The 19771-nt window shown below is 52.7% G+C and carries 14 protein-coding genes and 1 pseudogene; 14 read left to right on the top strand and 1 reads right to left on the bottom strand.

The window, feature by feature from the left end; all coding sequences use genetic code 11:
- Positions 1-36: 36 nt before the first annotated feature.
- From cmk to OGX94_RS08780, 10 genes and pseudogenes are all read left to right on the top strand, one after another.
- Complete coding sequence (gene cmk, locus OGX94_RS08825) at positions 37-720, top strand: (d)CMP kinase (protein WP_003831921.1); 684 nt, start codon at positions 37-39, stop codon at positions 718-720.
- Between the two features lie 113 nt (positions 721-833).
- Complete coding sequence (gene rpsA / locus OGX94_RS08820; protein ID WP_003035776.1) at positions 834-2507, top strand: 30S ribosomal protein S1; 1674 nt, start codon at positions 834-836, stop codon at positions 2505-2507.
- A 159-nt stretch (positions 2508-2666) separates the two neighbouring features.
- Positions 2667-2951, top strand: a complete 285-nt coding sequence (gene ihfB, locus OGX94_RS08815) for an integration host factor subunit beta (RefSeq protein WP_003035780.1) — start codon at positions 2667-2669, stop codon at positions 2949-2951.
- Between the two features lie 206 nt (positions 2952-3157).
- Positions 3158-5423, top strand: a pseudogene (locus OGX94_RS08810) (ComEC family protein).
- A 36-nt stretch (positions 5424-5459) separates the two neighbouring features.
- Positions 5460-7208 (top strand): lipid A ABC transporter ATP-binding protein/permease MsbA, encoded by a 1749-nt coding sequence (msbA, locus tag OGX94_RS08805; protein WP_003831926.1) that lies wholly within the window; start codon positions 5460-5462, stop codon positions 7206-7208.
- The gene (gene lpxK / locus OGX94_RS08800; RefSeq protein WP_191221639.1) at positions 7205-8182 is read left to right on the top strand and encodes a tetraacyldisaccharide 4'-kinase; all 978 of its coding nucleotides are present in this window, start codon (positions 7205-7207) and stop codon (positions 8180-8182) included. The genes msbA and lpxK overlap by 4 nt, the downstream gene beginning before the upstream one ends.
- A gap of 41 nt (positions 8183-8223) precedes the next feature.
- Positions 8224-9456 carry a winged helix-turn-helix domain-containing protein gene (locus OGX94_RS08795; RefSeq protein WP_063940618.1) on the top strand — a complete coding sequence of 411 codons (1233 nt, stop codon included), beginning with the start codon at positions 8224-8226 and terminating at the stop codon, positions 9454-9456.
- 51 nt (positions 9457-9507) lie between these two features.
- A complete protein-coding gene (gene ycaR, locus OGX94_RS08790; protein ID WP_003035793.1) occupies positions 9508-9690 on the top strand; it encodes a protein YcaR in 183 nt (60 codons plus the stop codon).
- Complete coding sequence (gene kdsB, locus OGX94_RS08785; RefSeq protein ID WP_003831932.1) at positions 9687-10433, top strand: 3-deoxy-manno-octulosonate cytidylyltransferase; 747 nt, start codon at positions 9687-9689, stop codon at positions 10431-10433. The genes ycaR and kdsB overlap by 4 nt, the downstream gene beginning before the upstream one ends.
- A 165-nt stretch (positions 10434-10598) precedes the next feature.
- Positions 10599-11492, top strand: a complete 894-nt coding sequence (locus OGX94_RS08780; RefSeq protein WP_003831934.1) for a YcbJ family phosphotransferase — start codon at positions 10599-10601, stop codon at positions 11490-11492.
- A gap of 93 nt (positions 11493-11585) precedes the next feature.
- On the opposite strand, the gene elyC is transcribed toward OGX94_RS08780, so the two are convergent.
- Positions 11586-12350, bottom strand: coding sequence for an envelope biogenesis factor ElyC (gene elyC, locus OGX94_RS08775; protein WP_063940617.1), 765 nt, complete (start codon positions 12348-12350; stop codon positions 11586-11588).
- Positions 12351-12485: 135 nt separating this feature from the next.
- On the opposite strand from elyC, the gene cmoM reads away from it, so the two are divergent.
- Genes cmoM through mukB form a run of 4 tightly spaced genes read left to right on the top strand, consistent with a single transcriptional unit; the run spans position 12486 to position 19749 of the window.
- Positions 12486-13289: a tRNA uridine 5-oxyacetic acid(34) methyltransferase CmoM gene (gene cmoM, locus OGX94_RS08770; RefSeq protein ID WP_003035803.1), complete on the top strand. Its 804-nt coding sequence runs from the start codon at positions 12486-12488 to the stop codon at positions 13287-13289.
- A complete protein-coding gene (mukF, locus tag OGX94_RS08765) occupies positions 13282-14604 on the top strand; it encodes a chromosome partition protein MukF (RefSeq protein ID WP_003831939.1) in 1323 nt (440 codons plus the stop codon). Before cmoM ends, mukF begins: the two co-directional genes overlap by 8 nt.
- Complete coding sequence (gene mukE, locus OGX94_RS08760) at positions 14585-15289, top strand: chromosome partition protein MukE (RefSeq protein ID WP_003035809.1); 705 nt, start codon at positions 14585-14587, stop codon at positions 15287-15289. Before mukF ends, mukE begins: the two co-directional genes overlap by 20 nt.
- Entirely contained in the window at positions 15289-19749 is a 4461-nt protein-coding gene (gene mukB / locus OGX94_RS08755; RefSeq protein WP_003831942.1) for a chromosome partition protein MukB, read from the top strand. Before mukE ends, mukB begins: the two co-directional genes overlap by 1 nt.
- Positions 19750-19771: the final 22 nt, after the last annotated feature.

The following is a 19771-nucleotide window of genomic DNA, read 5'->3' as shown; positions in this document are numbered from 1 at the left end:
GTTCACGTTAATGTACGCCCTTTTAAGGAGAAAAAGATGACGGCAATTGCCCCGGTTATTACCATTGATGGCCCAAGTGGTGCAGGTAAAGGCACCTTGTGCAAGGCAATGGCGGAAGCATTGCAGTGGCATCTGTTAGATTCAGGCGCGATCTACCGCGTACTGGCGCTCGCAGCGTTACATCACCATGTTGATGTCACATCTGAAGATGCTCTGGTACCGCTTGCCTCACACCTTGATGTGCGTTTTATCTCAACAGACGGCAACCTGGAAGTCATTCTTGAAGGTGAAGATGTCAGCGGTGAAATACGTACTCAGGAAGTAGCGAATGCCGCCTCTCAGGTTGCGGCGTTTCCCCGCGTGCGTGAAGCGTTATTACGTCGTCAACGCGCATTTCGCGAATCCCCTGGTCTGATTGCTGATGGACGTGATATGGGCACCGTGGTGTTCCCGGATGCGCCGGTGAAAATTTTTCTGGACGCCTCCTCGCAAGAACGTGCGCATAGACGTATGCTACAGTTGCAGGAGAAGGGCTTTAGTGTTAACTTTGAACGCCTTTTGGCCGAGATCGAAGAACGCGATTATCGCGATCGTAATCGTGCTGTAGCGCCGCTGGTTCCCGCTGCTGATGCTTTAGTTTTGGATTCAACCCGATTAAGCATTGAGCAAGTGATTGAAAAAGCGTTACAATACGCGCGCCAAAAACTGGCTCTCGCTTAAGTGCGACCGAATTTGCAGTACCCCCGTTGCAATGGATTGACAGCGGGTATGTTAAACAACCCCATCCGGCATGGAGCCAGGTGGACGTTAAATATGAAACCTGAAGATTAAACATGACTGAATCTTTTGCTCAACTGTTTGAAGAATCCTTAAAAGAAATCGAAACCCGTCCGGGTTCCATCGTTCGTGGTGTTGTTGTTGCTATCGACAAAGACGTAGTACTGGTTGACGCTGGTCTGAAATCTGAGTCCGCCATTCCGGCAGAGCAGTTCAAAAACGCCCAGGGCGAGCTGGAAATCCAGGTTGGTGACGAAGTTGACGTTGCTCTGGATGCAGTAGAAGACGGCTTCGGTGAAACCCTGCTGTCCCGTGAAAAAGCTAAACGTCACGAAGCTTGGATCACGCTGGAAAAAGCTTACGAAGAAGCTGCAACCGTTACTGGTGTTATCAATGGCAAAGTCAAGGGTGGCTTCACTGTTGAGCTGAATGGTATTCGCGCGTTCCTGCCGGGTTCCCTAGTAGACGTTCGTCCGGTCCGCGACACGCTGCACCTGGAAGGCAAAGAGCTTGAATTCAAAGTAATCAAGCTGGATCAGAAGCGTAACAACGTTGTTGTTTCCCGTCGTGCCGTTATCGAATCCGAAAACAGCGCAGAACGCGATCAGCTGCTGGAAAACCTGCAGGAAGGCATGGAAGTTAAAGGTATCGTTAAGAACCTCACTGACTACGGTGCATTCGTTGATCTGGGTGGCGTTGACGGCCTGCTGCACATCACCGACATGGCATGGAAACGCGTTAAGCATCCGAGCGAAATCGTAAACGTTGGCGACGAAATCACTGTTAAAGTGCTGAAGTTCGACCGCGAGCGTACTCGTGTATCTCTGGGCCTGAAACAGCTGGGCGAAGATCCATGGGTAGCTATCGCTAAGCGTTATCCGGAAGGTACCAAACTGACTGGTCGCGTGACCAACCTGACCGACTACGGCTGCTTCGTTGAAATCGAAGAAGGCGTTGAAGGCCTGGTTCACGTTTCCGAAATGGATTGGACCAACAAAAACATCCACCCGTCCAAAGTTGTTAACGTTGGCGATGTAGTGGAAGTTATGGTTCTGGATATCGACGAAGAACGTCGTCGTATCTCCCTGGGTCTGAAGCAGTGCAAAAACAACCCATGGCAGCAGTTCGCGGAAACCCACAACAAGGGTGACCGTGTTGAAGGTAAAATCAAGTCTATCACTGACTTCGGTATCTTCATCGGCCTGGACGGCGGCATCGACGGCCTGGTTCACCTGTCTGACATCTCCTGGAACGTTGCAGGCGAAGAAGCAGTTCGTGAATACAAAAAAGGCGACGAAATCGCAGCAGTTGTTCTGCAGGTTGACGCAGAGCGTGAGCGTATCTCTCTGGGCGTTAAACAGCTCGCAGAAGATCCGTTCAACAACTGGGTTGCACTGAACAAGAAAGGCGCAATCGTAAACGGTAAAGTCACTGCAGTTGACGCTAAAGGCGCAACCGTAGAACTGGCTGACGGCGTTGAAGGTTACCTGCGCGCTTCTGAAGCTTCACGTGACCGCGTTGAAGATGCAACTCTGGTTCTGAGCGTAGGCGACGACGTTGAAGCTAAATTCACCGGCGTTGATCGTAAGAACCGTGCAATCAGCCTGTCTGTTCGTGCTAAAGACGAAGCTGATGAGAAAGATGCAATCGCAACTGTTAACAAACAGGAAGATGCTAACTTCTCTAACAACGCAATGGCTGAAGCTTTCAAAGCAGCTAAAGGCGAGTAATTTCGAGTGCTCTAAATCCTTTGTGCTGTTAACGGCACAAAGGGTGACGAGTAGCTTGACAGATTACAGGATTCGTCCTGTAATCAATGACAAAGGGCGGCTACGGCCGCCCTTAATCAATGCAGCAGCTAATTATGCCTTTAAGGAACCGGAGGAATCATGACCAAGTCAGAATTGATTGAAAGACTTGCAACCCAGCAACCTCATATTCCCGCGAAAGCGGTTGAAGATGCAGTTAAAGAGATGCTGGAACATATGGCCTCGACTCTTGCGCAGGGCGAGCGTATTGAAATCCGCGGTTTCGGCAGCTTCTCTTTGCATTACCGCGCACCACGTACCGGACGTAATCCGAAGACCGGCGATAAAGTGGATCTGGAAGGGAAATACGTTCCGCACTTTAAACCAGGTAAAGAATTGCGCGATCGCGCCAATATTTACGGTTAAGTTTTTAGCGAGACTTAACGCCGAGAAAAGCACCCAAATGGGTGCTTTTTTCATTTCTGTCCACCTATCCTGGAATCCTCATCCCAGTTAATTTGTACGTTACAACCATCACTAAATGTCTGCGGAACTCAGGCCGTATAACGATAAATTGATGCCAGACAACCGTCGAAGAGTACTGCACACTCCCTGTAACAGGGAGGTGATTGATGAAAATAACAACGGTGAGTACCTGCGCATTACTCGGTATCCTCCCACTCATGCTATTACCCATGCTGCCAGGCATGTTGTGTATCGGCATTGTATTTTGTCTGGCATGTCTGCTCTGTTTTCTCCCCTACAAATATATGCGTTCCGCCGGACTAACCCTGCTGTTTTTTCTTTGGGGAATCCTGGCCGCGGAAGAGGCTATGTGGGCAGGTAATACGCTGCCTGCGAAAACCCAGCAAGCCATTGTGCGGATAACCGGAACTGACAATATGACAACGCACTACGGCCAGATCACTCACCTTCAGGGGAAACAAATCTTTCCTGCGCAAGGAATCGTCTTGTACGGGCAGTATTTACCCGGTGATGTTTGTGCGGGTCAGACATGGGCGATGACGTTGAAAGTCCGCGCTGTACACGGTCAATTAAACGAAGGCGGATTTGATAGCCAGCGTTACGCATTGGCGCAGCATCAACCGCTGACGGGACGATTCTTGCAGGCTTCGGTAATCACACCACAATGCAGTTTGCGTTCGCGGTATCTCGCCTCGCTGAAAACGGCACTCACCGACTATCCCTGGCAGCAGGTCATACTGGGTCTGGGAATGGGGGAGCGCTTGTCTGTGTCACAAGAGGTGAAAACAATTATGCGTGATACCGGCACGGCTCATTTGATGGCTATCTCCGGGCTGCATATTGCGTTTGCTGCATTACTGACCGCAGGATTGATACGTGCTGGACAATTTTTTATGCCAACAAGGTGGATTTGCTGGCAGATGCCATTAGTGGGTGGAATTGTCTGCGCCACATTTTATGCCTGGCTGACGGGGCTGCAACCCCCGGCATTACGAACGGTTGTTGCGCTGCTAGTCTGGGGGGCGCTGAGACTTAGCGGCAGGCAGTGGAGTGGATGGTCGGTCTGGATTTGCTGTCTGGCAGCCATCGTGGTGGTGGATCCTGTTGCTGTTCTTTCGCAAAGCCTATGGTTGTCTGCGTCCGCCGTTGCAGCACTGCTGTTCTGGTACCAATGGGTACCGCTCCCGGACTGGCCGCTGTCGCGTGCTGGACGTCAATTTCTGGCGCTGGCTCATCTGCAATTGGGTATTACGCTTCTGCTTCTTCCCGTGCAAATCGCAATGTTTCACGGTTTTAGTCTGACCTCGTTTCTGGCTAATTTGTTTGCCGTCCCTTTGGTCACGTTTGTTTCCGTACCCTTGATATTAGCAGGCATGATCATGCATTTAGCCGGGACGGTGATGGTTGAATCAAGCCTGTGGTATCTGGCGGATCGTTCTCTGGCGCTGCTATTTTGGGGGCTCAGAAGTCTGCCTGAAGGGTGGATCAATATTGATGCACGCTGGCAATGGCTCGCATTTTTACCCGGAATGATGATTATCGCATGGCGACTAAATATCTTGCGTACGCTACCGGTGGTCTGTTTCTCTGTGCTCCTTTTGCTGAGTGGGCCGCTTTGGCGTGCACCGCGTACTGATGTGTGGCAAGTGCATATGCTGGATGTCGGGCAGGGGCTGGCGATGGTGATCGCGCGAAATGGGAAAGCGCTGCTTTACGATACCGGTCTGGCATGGCCTGAAGGCGATAGCGCACAACATCTGATTATTCCCTGGTTGCGTTGGCATAATCTGGAGCCAGAAGGGATTATTTTAAGCCATGAGCACATGGATCACCGCGGCGGGTTGCACTCCTTACAACAAGCCTGGCCGTCGCTATGGGTAAGAAGTCCGCTGAGCTGGAAAGGTCATCTCCCGTGTTTTCGCGGAGAGCATTGGCAATGGCAAGGGTTAACCTTCAGTGCGCACTGGCCTGTGCGTGGAAATACAGACCAGGGGAATAACCACTCCTGTGTGGTTAAGGTCGATGACGGATATCAGAGTATTCTGCTGACCGGCGATATCGAATCTCCTGCTGAACAAAAAATGCTAAGTCACTATTGGCAGCACCTTCAGTCGACGGTGATGCAGGTTCCACATCATGGCAGCAATACTTCATCATCACTGGCACTCATTCAGCGGGTTGACGGGCAGGTCGCACTCGCCTCTGCATCCCGTTACAACGCCTGGCGTCTGCCGTCCTGGAAAGTGAAGCAACGTTATCGGCAACAAAATTATCAATGGCTGGATACCCCCCATCAGGGACAGATTACGCTGGATTTTTATCAAAAAAAACTGGCGCATACGCAGCATGCGGGATCAGATTTTACCTCGTTGGTATCATCAGTGGTTTGGCGTGTCGGAGGATAACGGGTAGAATATGCGGCTATTCTAACAAATGCTGGTTTTTTGAATGCATAACGATAAAGATCTCTCTACGTGGCAGACGTTTCGCCGACTATGGCCAACCATAGCGCCTTTTAAATCGGGTCTGATCGTGGCGGGTATAGCGTTAGTCCTTAACGCGGCCAGCGATACCTTCATGTTATCGCTCCTTAAACCATTACTGGATGATGGTTTTGGTAAAACGGATCGCTCGGTGCTGCTGTGGATGCCGCTGGTGGTCATTGGGCTGATGATAGTTCGTGGCTTAACCAGCTATGTCTCCAGCTACTGTATCTCATGGGTGTCAGGCAAAGTGGTCATGACCATGCGCCGCCGCCTGTTTGGTCATATGATGGGCATGCCCGTCTCCTTTTTTGATAAACAGTCTACAGGGACATTGTTATCACGTATTACCTATGATTCAGAACAGGTTGCGTCATCGTCTTCCGGCGCGCTGATCACCGTGGTACGTGAAGGGGCCTCAATCATTGGCCTGTTTATCATGATGTTCTATTACAGCTGGCAGCTGTCGCTGATCCTGATTGTACTGGCGCCAATTGTGTCAGTGGCAATCCGTGTGGTTTCCAAGCGCTTTCGTAGCATCAGTAAAAACATGCAAAACACCATGGGGCAGGTTACGACCAGTGCGGAGCAGATGCTGAAAGGCCATAAAGAAGTTCTGATTTTTGGTGGTCAGGAAGTTGAAACCAAGCGCTTTGATAATGTCAGCAACAAGATGCGTTTGCAGGGCATGAAGATGGTTTCTGCTTCTTCTATCTCCGACCCTATCATCCAGCTGATTGCGTCTTTGGCACTGGCCTTCGTGTTGTATGCGGCCAGCTTCCCAAGCGTAATGGAAAACCTGACAGCAGGTACAATTACGGTTGTCTTCTCCTCAATGATCGCATTAATGCGTCCGTTGAAATCTCTGACCAACGTTAACGCGCAGTTCCAGCGCGGTATGGCGGCATGCCAGACCTTATTTACGATTCTGGATAGCGAACAGGAGAAAGATGAAGGTAAACGTGTGATCGATCGTGCTACCGGCGATCTCGAGTTCCGCAACGTGACTTTCACTTATCCGGGACGTGAAGTACCGGCTCTGCGTAACATCAACCTGAATATTCCAGCGGGTAAAACCGTTGCTCTGGTTGGCCGTTCGGGCTCAGGGAAATCCACTCTCGCCAGCCTGATTACGCGATTCTACGATGTTGATGAAGGGCAGATTCTGATGGACGGACACGATCTGCGCGAATATACCCTGGCATCACTGCGCGATCAGGTTGCGTTGGTTTCGCAGAATGTGCACTTGTTTAACGATACGGTTGCCAACAATATCGCCTACGCGCGTACCGATATGTACAGCCGTGAGCAGATCGAAAAAGCGGCACAGATGGCCTACGCTATGGATTTCATCAACAAGATGGACAATGGCCTGGATACGGTGATTGGTGAAAACGGCGTCCTGCTTTCCGGCGGACAACGTCAGCGTATCGCTATTGCCCGTGCCTTGTTGCGTGACAGCCCAATACTGATCCTTGATGAAGCAACATCGGCTCTTGATACTGAATCTGAACGCGCGATTCAGTCTGCGCTGGATGAGCTACAGAAAAACCGTACTTCTCTGGTCATTGCTCACCGTCTTTCAACCATTGAACAAGCCGACGAAATCATCGTGGTGGAGGATGGTCTGATTGTCGAACGCGGGACCCATAGCGAGCTGATTGAGCAGCGCGGGGTGTATGCACAATTACACAAAATGCAATTTGGTCAATGATCGCACGTATCTGGTCTGGTGAATCGCCGCTGTGGCGATTGTTACTTCCACTCTCCTGGCTGTATGGCCTGGTGAGTGGCGCGATCCGCTTATGCTACAAGTTGGGGCTTAAACGCGCATGGCGCGCGCCAGTCCCGGTTGTGGTGGTCGGAAACCTTACCGCGGGCGGAAACGGTAAAACGCCGGTGGTGATTTGGTTGGTTGAACAACTGCGACAACGCGGGATCCGCGTGGGTGTGGTGTCGCGTGGTTATGGCGGGAAAGCGACTGCTTACCCGCTGTTGCTAACCGCTGATACTACTACCGCAGAAGCGGGCGATGAACCTGTGCTGATCGCCCAACGTACCGGCGTGCCGGTAGCGGTATCCCCGGTAAGATCGGATGCGGTAAAAGCCATTTTGGCCCAACACGATGTGCAGATTATTGTGACGGACGATGGACTACAGCACTATCGTCTGGCGCGAGATGTTGAAATCGTGGTCATTGACGGCGAACGTCGGTTTGGCAACGGTTGGTGGCTTCCCGCTGGTCCAATGCGGGAACGTGCAGGTCGCCTTAAATCGGTGGATGCGACTATTGTTAACGGTGGCGTTGCGCAGCCAGGGGAAATCCCTATGCGACTTGAACCGGGGCTGGCCGTTAATTTACGTACCGGTGAACGCCGTGATGTGGCGCAATTGTCCAATATTGTCGCCATGGCGGGCATTGGTCATCCACCGCGTTTTTTTGCCACGCTGAAAGCATGTGGTGCCAGCGTGCAAAAAACTATAGCGCTGGCAGACCATCAGTCTCTGACCTACAGTGACGTCAGTGCGTTTGTAGACGCCGGGCAAACGCTGGTAATGACGGAAAAAGATGCGGTTAAGTGCCGGGCATTTGCCGATGAAAACTGGTGGTATTTACCTGTTGATGCACATTTGTCAGGCGATCGGCCTGATGTATTGCTGAATAGCTTAATCTCGCTGACTCGCTAACTGATTCACGCTGCGGCAGCGAATCATTTATGAGGCCATAAATGTCGTTGCCGCGCCTTTCTCTGATGGATGCCCGTCATCTTCACCTTGCTGCTCAAGGTCTGCTGAAAAAAACACGCCGCCGGGCAACCCCGGCAGATATTCTCGCGACCATTTCGCGCATGTCGTTACTGCAAATCGACACCATCAATATTGTGGCGCGCAGTCCTTACCTGGTGCTGTTTAGTCGTTTAGGCGATTATTCCCCCCAATGGCTGGACGACTCGTTACAGCAGGGCGAACTGATGGAATACTGGGCGCACGAGGCCTGTTTTTTGCCGCGCAGCGATTTTATGCTGATACGTCACCGCATGCTGGCCCCGGAGAATATGGGCTGGAAATATAAAGTGGCGTGGATGAAAGAACATGCGCATGAGATTGAGCAACTGCTCCAGCACATCCAGCATAATGGGCCGGTACGCTCAGCTGATTTTGAGCATCCACGCAAAGGGACCAGCGGCTGGTGGGAATGGAAACCGCAGAAGCGTCATCTTGAAGGGCTGTTCACTGCCGGGAAAGTCATGGTGGTGGAACGGCGTAATTTCCAGCGAGTGTATGATCTAACCCATCGCGTCATGCCGCACTGGGATGATGAACGCGACCTGCTTTCGCAGGAAGATGCTGAAAGCGCCATGCTGGATAACAGCGCCCGTAGCCTGGGGATTTTTCGCGAACAGTGGCTGGCAGACTACTACCGCCTGAAGCGCCCGGCGCTAAAAAACTGGTGCAACGAACGGGCGGAACAGCGGCAGATTATTCCTGTCGACGTTGAGGGGCTAGGAGCCTTGTGGCTGCATAGCCACCTTCAGCCGCTGCTTGAACAGGCGCTGGCAGGCAAATTAACGGCGACCCACAGTGCAGTATTATCACCTTTTGATCCGGTGGTCTGGGATCGTAAACGGGCAGAGCAGTTATTCGATTTTAGCTACCGGCTGGAGTGTTATACGCCAGCACCGAAACGTCAGTATGGTTATTTTGTCTTGCCGTTGCTGCATCGTGGACAGTTGGTTGGGAGGATGGATGCCAAAATGCACCGTAAAACGGGTGTGCTGGACGTTATTTCGCTGTGGTTACAGGATGGGGTTAAGCCTGGAGTAACGTTGCAAAAAGGATTGTTTCAGGCGATTGACGATTTTGCCCGCTGGCAACAGGCAACACGCGTGACGCTGGGACGTTATCCTGAAGGTTTATTTGCTGATGCACGCCATGGTTGGGAAATAGACCCAGCCCTTTAAGCGATTATGTTAATATTTACGGATTCACAATCCGGTCCATCTGGAGGAACTATGGATCATCGTCTGCTTGAAATCATTGCCTGCCCGGTATGCAATGGCAAACTCTGGTTTAACCAGGAAAAACAGGAACTGATTTGTAAACTGGATAACCTTGCTTTCCCACTGCGTGATGGCATTCCCGTGTTACTGGAAACCGAAGCCCGTGTTCTGACTGCTGATGAGAGTAAATCATGAGTTTTGTGGTCATTATTCCTGCGCGTTATGCGTCCACACGTCTGCCGGGTAAGCCGCTGTTGGATATCAACGGCAAGCCGATGATCGTGCATGTACTGGAGCGTGCGCGTGAATCTGGCGCTGAACGTATCATCGTTGCCACCGATCACGAGGATGTCGCTCGCGCGGTAGAAGCGGTGGGTGGCGAAGTGTGCATGACTCGCGCCGATCACCAGTCTGGTACGGAGCGCCTGGCGGAAGTCGTCGAGAAATGTGGTTTTAGCGATGATACCGTTATTGTGAACGTACAGGGTGATGAGCCGATGATTCCGGCGGTCATTATTCGCCAGGTGGCTGAGAATCTGGCGCAACGTCAGGTCGGTATGGCGACTCTTGCGGCTCCGATTCACAGTGCCGAAGAGGCATTTAATCCGAATGCGGTAAAAGTCGTGTTGGACGCAGAAGGATATGCTCTCTATTTTTCACGCGCGACCATCCCATGGGATCGCGATCGTTTCGCCAAAAGTCTGGAAACGGTGGGAGACACCTTCCTGCGCCATCTGGGCATTTACGGCTATCGCGCTGGTTTTATTCGCCGCTATGTTAACTGGCAGCCAAGCCCGCTTGAGCATATCGAAATGCTGGAGCAGCTGCGAGTGCTGTGGTACGGCGAAAAAATTCACGTTGCCGTCGCAAAAGAAGTCCCGGGTACCGGCGTAGACACTGCCGAAGATCTTGAGCGCGTTCGCGCCGAAATGCATTAGTTTTTCTCACGGCACTCCTCCCATATTGAGGCGTATTTTTGGGAGGAGTGTCGTATCGTTGCGCTTTCCCTCCACTTTTCTTTTCATCAATTGATCTCATCCGGGTGACATCTGTCTGCACGACGCTCATTATGAAAGCAGTAGCATTTATGAGGGCAATCTGAAATGGAACAGTTGCGTGCCGAACTCAGCCACCTGCTGGGCGAAAAACTCAGTCGCATAGAATGCGTGAATGAAAAAGTGGATACGGCCCTGTGGTCACTGTACGACAGCCAGGGAAATCCGATGCCGCTGATGGCGAGAAGTTTCACCACGCCAGGTATGGCGCAGCAGCTGGCCTGGAAAACCTCCATGTTGGCGCGCAGCGGTACGGTGCGTATGCCCGTCATTTACGGGGTCTTAACCCACGAAGAGCATCCCGGTCCTGATGTGTTACTGCTTGAGCGTTTACGTGGCGTGCCGGTGGAAGCGCCAGCCCGAACGCCCGAACGCTGGGAACATTTAAAAGATCAGATCGTAGAAGGTCTGCTGTCATGGCATCGACAGGATAGCCGTGGCTGTGTGGGAATGGTGGATAACACGCAAGAGAATATCTGGCCATCCTGGTATCGCCAACGTGTTGAAGTGTTGTGGACCACGTTAAATCAGTTCAACAATACCGGGCTGACGATGCAGGATAAGCGGATCCTGTTTCGCACCCGTGAGTGTTTGCCCGCTTTATTTGAAGGATTCAATGATAACTGCGTGCTAATCCACGGTAATTTTAGTTTACGTAGCATGCTCAAAGACGCCCGTAGCGATCAGCTTCTGGCGATGGTCGGACCGGGTTTGATGCTGTGGGCACCCAGAGAGTATGAATTGTTCCGTTTAATGGATAACGCGCTGGCGGAAAGCCTGCTTTGGCAATACCTGCAACGCGCGCCAGTGGCTGAGTCCTTCATCTGGCGGCGCTGGCTGTATGTGTTATGGGATGAGGTGGCGCAACTGGTCAACACCGGACGTTTTAATCGATCTAACTTTGACCTGGCCACGAAATCACTGCTGCCGTGGCTCGCCTGATGAACATGTGAACGCCTTATCCGGCCTACAATTCTGCGCTGAACACGTAGGCCTGATAAGACGCGTTAGTGTCGCCATCAGGCAACATTACTGTCAATGTTCCGATCCCTTTAGCCACTGCCAGATTCGCCCCAACGTTTCGTAACCAACACGATCGCTATGCATCAACCAGACGGGAGAGGGGATCGCGCGCTCCCACGGATTAAGCGGTGAGTCAATCGCTAACTGGTTGGCTGGTGCGGGCAACGGATGTAGTCCGGCCTGTTGGAAGAAAATCATTGCTCGTGGTAAGTGCGATGCGGAGGTCACCAGCAGGAACGGCGCGCTGCCGATGGCCTGCTTCACCGCTGCGGCTTCTTCTTCGGTGTCTTTGGGTTTATCCAGCGTGATGATATCACCGGGCGGCACACCCAGTGACTGCGCTACGCGGGCGCCCGCTTCTGCAGTACTGACGTTATTGCTCTTTGCCGCAGCACCGGTAAAGATAAGCTTCGATCCCGGGTTAGCACGCCAAAGGCGAATACCTTCATTCAGACGCGGAAGACTGTTGCTGATCAGGTTTGAACTTGGCGCCCACTGAGGATTCCAGGTATACCCTCCGCCCAGCACCACAATGTATTCCACTTTTTGTGTATCCTGCCAGGTTGGATAGCTATCCTCAATCGGTTTCAGCAGACTGTCGGCGACGGGCTGCAAGCTTAGAAGTAACAGTGCCAGCCAACTCAGGCTAATGCACATTTTCCCTGTTTTTTGAAAGCGGCTAAACCAGAGCAGCGCCAGGCCTATACCCATGATAATGAGCATTAGCGGAAGTGGCAGCATCATACCGCCAATCACTTTCTTCAGCGTAAAAAGCATCCTTTTTGGTTCCTTTTTTAACCATACAGCAGGGGATCAGCAGGGATATTACACCAGGAAGGTTCATTCTCGGCGTGGGTGTGACAAAATAGCGGTTTTACTTAGTCACCCTAAAGCCAGCATGTGGAGAGCCCGATGCGGGATCGCAATTTTGATGACATTGCAGAGAAGTTTTCCCGTAACATTTACGGCACCACCAAAGGTCAGCTTCGTCAGACGATCCTCTGGCAGGATCTGGACAAACTTCTTGCCGACTATGCGGGCCAAACTTTGCGTGTGCTTGATGCGGGTGGCGGAGAAGGGCAGACAGCCATTCTGATGGCGCAGCGGGGCCATCACGTCACCTTGTGCGATCTTTCTGCTGAGATGGTGGCGCGAGCGCAACGGGCGGCAGAAGAGCAAGGTGTGAGCGACAACATGCATTTTATACATTGTGCCGCTCAGGACATCCCACAGCATTTGGATTCTCAGGTTGATCTGATATTGTTTCATGCTGTGCTGGAATGGGTGGCCGATCCGCAAGCCGTCTTAAAAACATTGTGGTCGATGTTACGCCCGGGCGGTGCTTTATCGCTGATGTTCTACAATGCAAACGGTCTGTTGATGCGTAATGTGTTGGTCGGTAATTTCGGCTATGTACAGCAGGGAATGTATAAAAAGAAACGGCGCACGTTGTCTCCTGATTTTCCGCGTGACCCTCAGCAGGTCTATGGCTGGCTGGAGGAGATTGGCTGGGAGATAACCGGAAAAACGGGCGTGAGGGTGTTTCATGATTATCTGCGTGATAAACAAAAACAGCATGACTGTTTTGATGCTTTAACAGAAATAGAAACACGTTATTGCCGCCAGGAACCGTATATCAGCCTTGGGCGCTATATTCATGTCACCGCGATTAAACGTCCGGCCCGAGCCGCAGATGCAAGGATAACCTATGAGTGAATTTTCCCAGACAGTCCCCGAACTGGTTGCCTGGGCCAGAAAAAATGACTTCTCCATCTCTCTGCCGGTAGACAGACTTTCGTTCCTGCTGGCGGTCGCCACATTGAACGGTGAGCGACTTGACGGTGAGATGAGTGAAGGTGAACTGGTGGATGCGTTCCGCCATGTTAGTGATGCGTTTGAGCAAACCAGCGAAACCATCGGCGTCCGCGCCAACAACGCGATCAACGATATGGTGCGTCAACGTCTGCTGAACCGCTTTACCAGCGAGCAGGCTGAAGGCAACGCCATTTACCGTTTAACGCCGCTCGGGATTGGCATCACAGATTACTATATTCGTCAGCGCGAATTCTCTACGCTGCGTCTTTCTATGCAGCTGTCAATTGTGGCAGGCGAACTGAAGCGCGCGGCTGATGCGGCAGCGGAAGGTGGTGATGAGTTCCACTGGCATCGCAACGTCTATGCGCCATTGAAATACTCGGTGGCGGAGATTTTCGACAGTATAGATCTGACCCAGCGCATAATGGATGAACAGCAGCAGCAGGTAAAAGACGACATCGCACAGTTGCTAAACAAAGACTGGCGGGCGGCGATTTCCAGCTGTGAAATGCTGCTGTCAGAAACATCTGGTACGCTGCGTGAGCTGCAAGATACGCTGGAAGCGGCAGGGGATAAGCTGCAGGCTAACCTGTTACGCATCCAGGACGCCACGATGACGCATGACGATTTGCATTTTGTCGATCGGCTGGTGTTTGATTTACAAAGCAAGCTCGACCGCATTATTAGCTGGGGCCAGCAGTCCATTGACTTGTGGATCGGCTACGATCGTCACGTTCATAAATTTATCCGTACCGCGATCGATATGGATAAAAACCGCGTCTTCGCCCAGCGTCTGCGTCAGTCCGTGCAGACCTACTTTGACGACCCATGGGCGCTGACCTATGCCAACGCCGATCGTCTGCTGGATATGCGTGACGAGGAGATGGTGCTGCGTGACGAAGAGGTCACCGGTGAACTTCCGGAAGATCTGGAATATGAAGAATTTAACGAGATCCGTGAACAGCTGGCGGCGATCATCGAAGAACAGCTGGCTATCTACAAATCCAGACAAACACCACTGGATCTCGGTTTGGTAGTGCGCGAGTATCTGGCGCAATACCCACGTGCGCGTCATTTCGACGTCGCGCGTATTGTTATCGATCAGGCGGTACGCCTTGGCGTAGCGCAAGCAGACTTCACCGGACTGCCAGCCAAATGGCAGCCGATTAATGATTACGGAGCCAAGGTACAGGCGCATGTCATTGACAAATATTGAACAAGTGATGCCGGTAAAGCTGGCGCAGGCGCTGGCGAATCCGTTATTTCCGGCGCTGGATAGCGCCTTACGTTCGGGCCGCCATATCGGTCTGGATGAACTGGATAATCATGCCTTCCTGATGGATTTTCAGGAATATTTTGAAGAGTTTTACAGCCGCTATAACGTGGAATTGATCCGTGCGCCGGAAGGGTTCTTCTACCTTCGTCCGCGTTCAACGACGCTCATTCCGCGTTCGGTTCTGTCTGAACTGGACATGATGGTGGGTAAAATTCTTTGCTATCTCTATCTCAGCCCGGAACGCCTGGCGAACGAAGGGATTTTTACCCAGCAAGAGCTGTACGACGAGCTGCTAACGCTGGCAGACGAAGCGAAACTCCTGAAGCTGGTGAACAACCGTTCAACCGGTTCTGACGTTGACCGCCAGAAGCTACAGGAAAAAGTGCGTTCTTCGCTCAACCGCTTGCGCCGCTTAGGCATGGTGTGGTTTCTGGGCCACGACAGCAGCAAATTCCGTATTACGGAATCTGTCTTCCGCTTTGGCGCGGATGTGCGTAGCGGCGACGATCCGCGTGAAGCCCAGCGTCGCTTAATTCGTGATGGTGAAGCGATGGCGGTCGAGAACCGTCTGCAGCTCAACGATGAGCCCGAAGAGAATCAGCCGGACAGTGGAGAAGAAGAATAATGATTGAACGCGGTAAATTTCGCTCACTTACGCTGATTAACTGGAATGGTTTTTTTGCCCGTACGTTTGATCTCGATGAGCTGGTCACCACGCTGTCCGGTGGTAACGGTGCGGGTAAATCCACCACCATGGCGGCATTTGTTACGGCGCTCATTCCGGACTTAACCCTGCTGCATTTCCGTAACACCACCGAAGCCGGTGCAACCAGCGGTTCACGTGATAAAGGCCTGCACGGTAAGCTGAAAGCAGGGGTTTGTTATTCAATGCTCGACGTCCTCAACTCGCGTCATCAGCGCGTAGTCGTGGGTGTGCGTCTGCAACAGGTTGCTGGTCGCGATCGCAAAGTGGATATCAAACCGTTTGCCATTCAGGGGCTGCCGATGTCGGTACAGCCAACCCAACTGGTGACGGAAACGCTGAACGAACGCCAGGCGCGCGTACTGTCTCTACCTGAGCTGAAAGAGAAGCTTGATGAGATGGAAGGCGTGCAGTTTAAGCAGTTCAACTCAATAACCGATTATCACTCGTTGATGTTCGATCTGGGCATCATTGCCCGTCGTCTGCGCTCCGCGTCCGATCGTAGTAAATTCTACCGTCTGATTGAAGCCTCGCTGTACGGCGGGATCTCCAGCGCCATTACCCGTTCACTTCGTGACTACCTGCTGCCGGAAAACAGCGGCGTACGTAAAGCGTTCCAGGATATGGAAGCCGCGCTGCGTGAAAACCGTATGACGCTGGAAGCGATTCGCGTAACCCAGTCTGACCGCGACCTGTTTAAGCATTTAATCAGTGAAGCGACCAACTATGTGGCCGCAGATTATATGCGCCACGCCAATGAACGTCGTATCCATCTGGATAAAGCACTGGAATATCGTCGTGAACTGTATACCTCTCGCAAGCAGCTGGCGGCAGAGCAGTACAAACACGTGGATATGGCGCGTGAATTGGGTGAGCACAACGGTGCGGAAGGCGATCTGGAAGCTGATTACCAGGCCGCGAGCGATCACCTGAATCTGGTGCAAACCGCGCTGCGTCAACAGGAAAAAATTGAACGCTATGAGGCGGATCTCGAAGAACTGCAGGTCCGTCTGGAAGAACAAAACGAGGTGGTCGCGGAAGCCGTTGACCGCCAGGATGAAAACGAAGCCCGCGCAGAAGCCGCTGAGCTGGAAGTGGATGAGCTGAAAAGCCAGCTTGCCGATTACCAGCAAGCGCTGGACGTCCAGCAGACGCGAGCCATCCAGTATACCCAGGCGATCCAGGCCCTAAACCGGGCGAAAGAGCTCTGCCACTTACCGGACCTGACAGCCGACAGCGCCGCCGAATGGCTGGAGACTTTCCAGGCCAAAGAGCAGGAAGCCACTGAAAAGCTGCTGACGCTAGAACAAAAAATGAGCGTGGCGCAAACCGCGCATAGCCAGTTCGAACAGGCTTATCAGCTGGTGGCGGCTATCAACGGCCCGCTGGCGCGCGGTGAAGCCTGGAGCGTGGCGCGTGAACTGCTGCGCGAAGGCGTGGAACAGCGCCACCTGGCAGAACAGGTTCAGCCGTTGCGTATGCGACTGAGCGAACTGGAGCAGCGTCTGCGCGAACAGCAGGATGCCGAGCGTCTGCTGGCCGAATTCTGCAAGCGACAGGGTAAACAGTTCGATATCGAGGAGCTGGAAGCACTGCACCAGGAGCTGGAAGCGCGCATCGCCGCCTTGTCGGACAGCGTCTCGTCTGCCAGCGAACAGCGTATGACGCTGCGTCAGGAGCAGGAACAGCTACAATCCCGTATTCAGCATTTGATGAAACGGGCACCCGTCTGGCTGGCTGCGCAAAATAGCCTGAACCAGCTTAGCGAGCAGTGTGGGGAAGAGTTTACCTCCAGCCAGGATGTGACCGAGTATCTGCAACAATTGCTGGAGCGCGAGCGTGAGGCCATTGTTGAGCGTGATGAAGTCGGTGCACGTAAAAATGCGGTTGATGAAGAGATTGAACGTTTAAGTCAGCCGGGCGGGGCGGAAGATCAGCGTCTGAACGCGCTAGCGGAACGCTTTGGCGGCGTGCTGCTGTCAGAAATTTATGATGACGTTAGCCTTGAAGATGCACCGTACTTCTCTGCGTTGTACGGTCCTTCGCGCCATGCCATCGTGGTACCGGATCTGTCGCTGATTACCGAACAGCTTGAAGGGCTGACGGATTGCCCGGAAGATCTCTATTTCATCGAAGGGGATCCGCAGTCGTTTGATGACAGCGTCTTCAGCGTTGATGAACTGGAAAATGCGGTGGTGGTGAAAACTGCCGAGCGTCAGTGGCGTTATTCTCGCTTCCCGACGGTGCCTATTTTTGGGCGTGCAGCACGTGAAAGCCGTATCGAAACCCTGCATGCCGAGCGTGAAGGACTGTCTGAACGTTTCGCCACGCTCTCCTTTGACGTCCAGAAAACCCAACGTCTGCATCAGGCGTTCAGTCGCTTTATCGGCAGCCATCTGTCGGTGGCGTTTGAAGCCGATCCAGAAGCGGAAATTCGCCAGCTGAATAGCCGTCGCGTTGAACTGGAACGTGCGCTGACCAATCATGAAAATGATAACCAGCAAAGCCGTATGCAGTTTGAACAGGCGAAAGAGGGCGTCTCTGCGCTGAACCGCCTGCTGCCGCGCTTGAATCTGTTGGCAGATGATACGCTGGCCGATCGCGTTGACGAAATTCGCGAGCGTCTGGATGAAGCTCAGGAAGCCGCGCGTTTTGTACAGCAACATGGCAATCAGTTGGCGAAACTGGAACCTATCGTTTCGGTTCTGCAAAATGACCCTGAGCAGTTTGAACAGCTGAAGGAAGACTATGCGTATTCCCAGCAGATGCAGCGCGATGCGCGTCAGCAGGCTTTTGCGCTGACCGAAGTCGTACAGCGTCGGGCGCACTTTAGTTATTCCGACTCAGCCGAAATGCTGAGCGGCAATAGCGATCTGAACGAAAAATTGCGTGAACGCCTGGAACAGGCGGAAGCCGAACGTACCCGCGCTCGTGAAGCGCTGCGCAGCCACGCCGCACAGTTAAGCCAGTACAACCAGGTGATGGCATCGCTAAAAAGCTCTTATGACACCAAAAAAGAGCTGCTTAACGATTTACAACGTGAACTGCAGGATATCGGCGTTCGTGCGGACAGCGGTGCTGAAGAGCGCGCGCGTATCCGCCGTGACGAACTGCATGCGCAGCTCAGCAACAACCGTGCACGCCGCAACCAACTTGAGAAAGCGCTGACCTTCTGCGAAGCGGAGATGGAAAACCTGACCCGCAGACTGCGCAAGCTGGAACGTGATTATCATGAAATGCGCGAGCAAGTAGTCACCGCCAAAGCCGGCTGGTGTGCAGTCATGCGGATGGTGAAAGATAACGGTGTAGAACGTCGTCTGCACCGTCGCGAGTTGGCCTATCTTTCCGGTGACGAACTGCGTTCGATGTCGGATAAGGCGCTCGGTGCGCTACGTCTGGCGGTTGCAGATAACGAGCACCTGCGCGATGTGTTGCGTCTGTCTGAAGATCCAAAACGTCCAGAGCGTAAAATTCAGTTCTTCGTCGCGGTTTACCAGCATCTGCGCGAACGTATTCGCCAGGATATTATTCGTACCGACGATCCGGTTGAAGCCATTGAACAGATGGAGATCGAACTGAGCCGTCTGACGGAAGAGTTAACCTCACGCGAACAGAAGCTGGCGATCAGCTCACGCAGCGTGGCGAACATTATTCGTAAGACTATTCAGCGTGAACAGAACCGTATTCGCATGCTGAACCAGGGGCTGCAAAGCGTGTCGTTTGGCCAGGTCAACAGCGTTCGCCTGAACGTCAATGTGCGTGAAACACATGCTACCTTGCTGGACGTACTTTCAGAGCAGCATGAACAGCATCAGGATCTGTTTAACAGCAATCGCCTGACCTTCTCAGAAGCGCTGGCGAAGCTGTATCAGCGTCTGAATCCGCAGATAGACATGGGGCAACGCACGCCGCAAACCATTGGTGAAGAGCTGCTGGATTATCGTAACTATCTGGAAATGGAAGTTGAGGTTAACCGTGGCTCTGACGGCTGGCTGCGTGCTGAGTCTGGTGCGTTGTCAACGGGGGAAGCGATCGGGACCGGGATGTCTATTCTGGTGATGGTGGTGCAAAGCTGGGAAGATGAAGGCCGCAGATTGCGCGGGAAAGATATCTCTCCTTGCCGCCTGCTGTTCCTTGATGAAGCTGCACGACTCGATGCGCGTTCTATTGCGACCTTGTTTGAGCTGTGTGAGCGTTTGCAGATGCAGCTGATTATCGCTGCGCCGGAAAACATCAGCCCAGAGAAAGGCACCACCTACAAACTGGTGCGTAAAGTCTTCCAGAACACTGAACACGTTCACGTGGTGGGGCTGCGCGGATTTGCGCCTCAGTTACCGGAACCGCTGCCGGGGACTGAAGATGCCTCCTCGCAGGCAAGCTAAGTAATAAGTAAAAAGGCGGCTA

Origin of the sequence: Citrobacter sp. Cpo037 (genome assembly GCF_030332945.1) — a bacterium.
Classification (GTDB): domain Bacteria; phylum Pseudomonadota; class Gammaproteobacteria; order Enterobacterales; family Enterobacteriaceae; genus Citrobacter; species Citrobacter portucalensis.
This window is presented reverse-complemented; position numbering and strand designations above follow the sequence as displayed.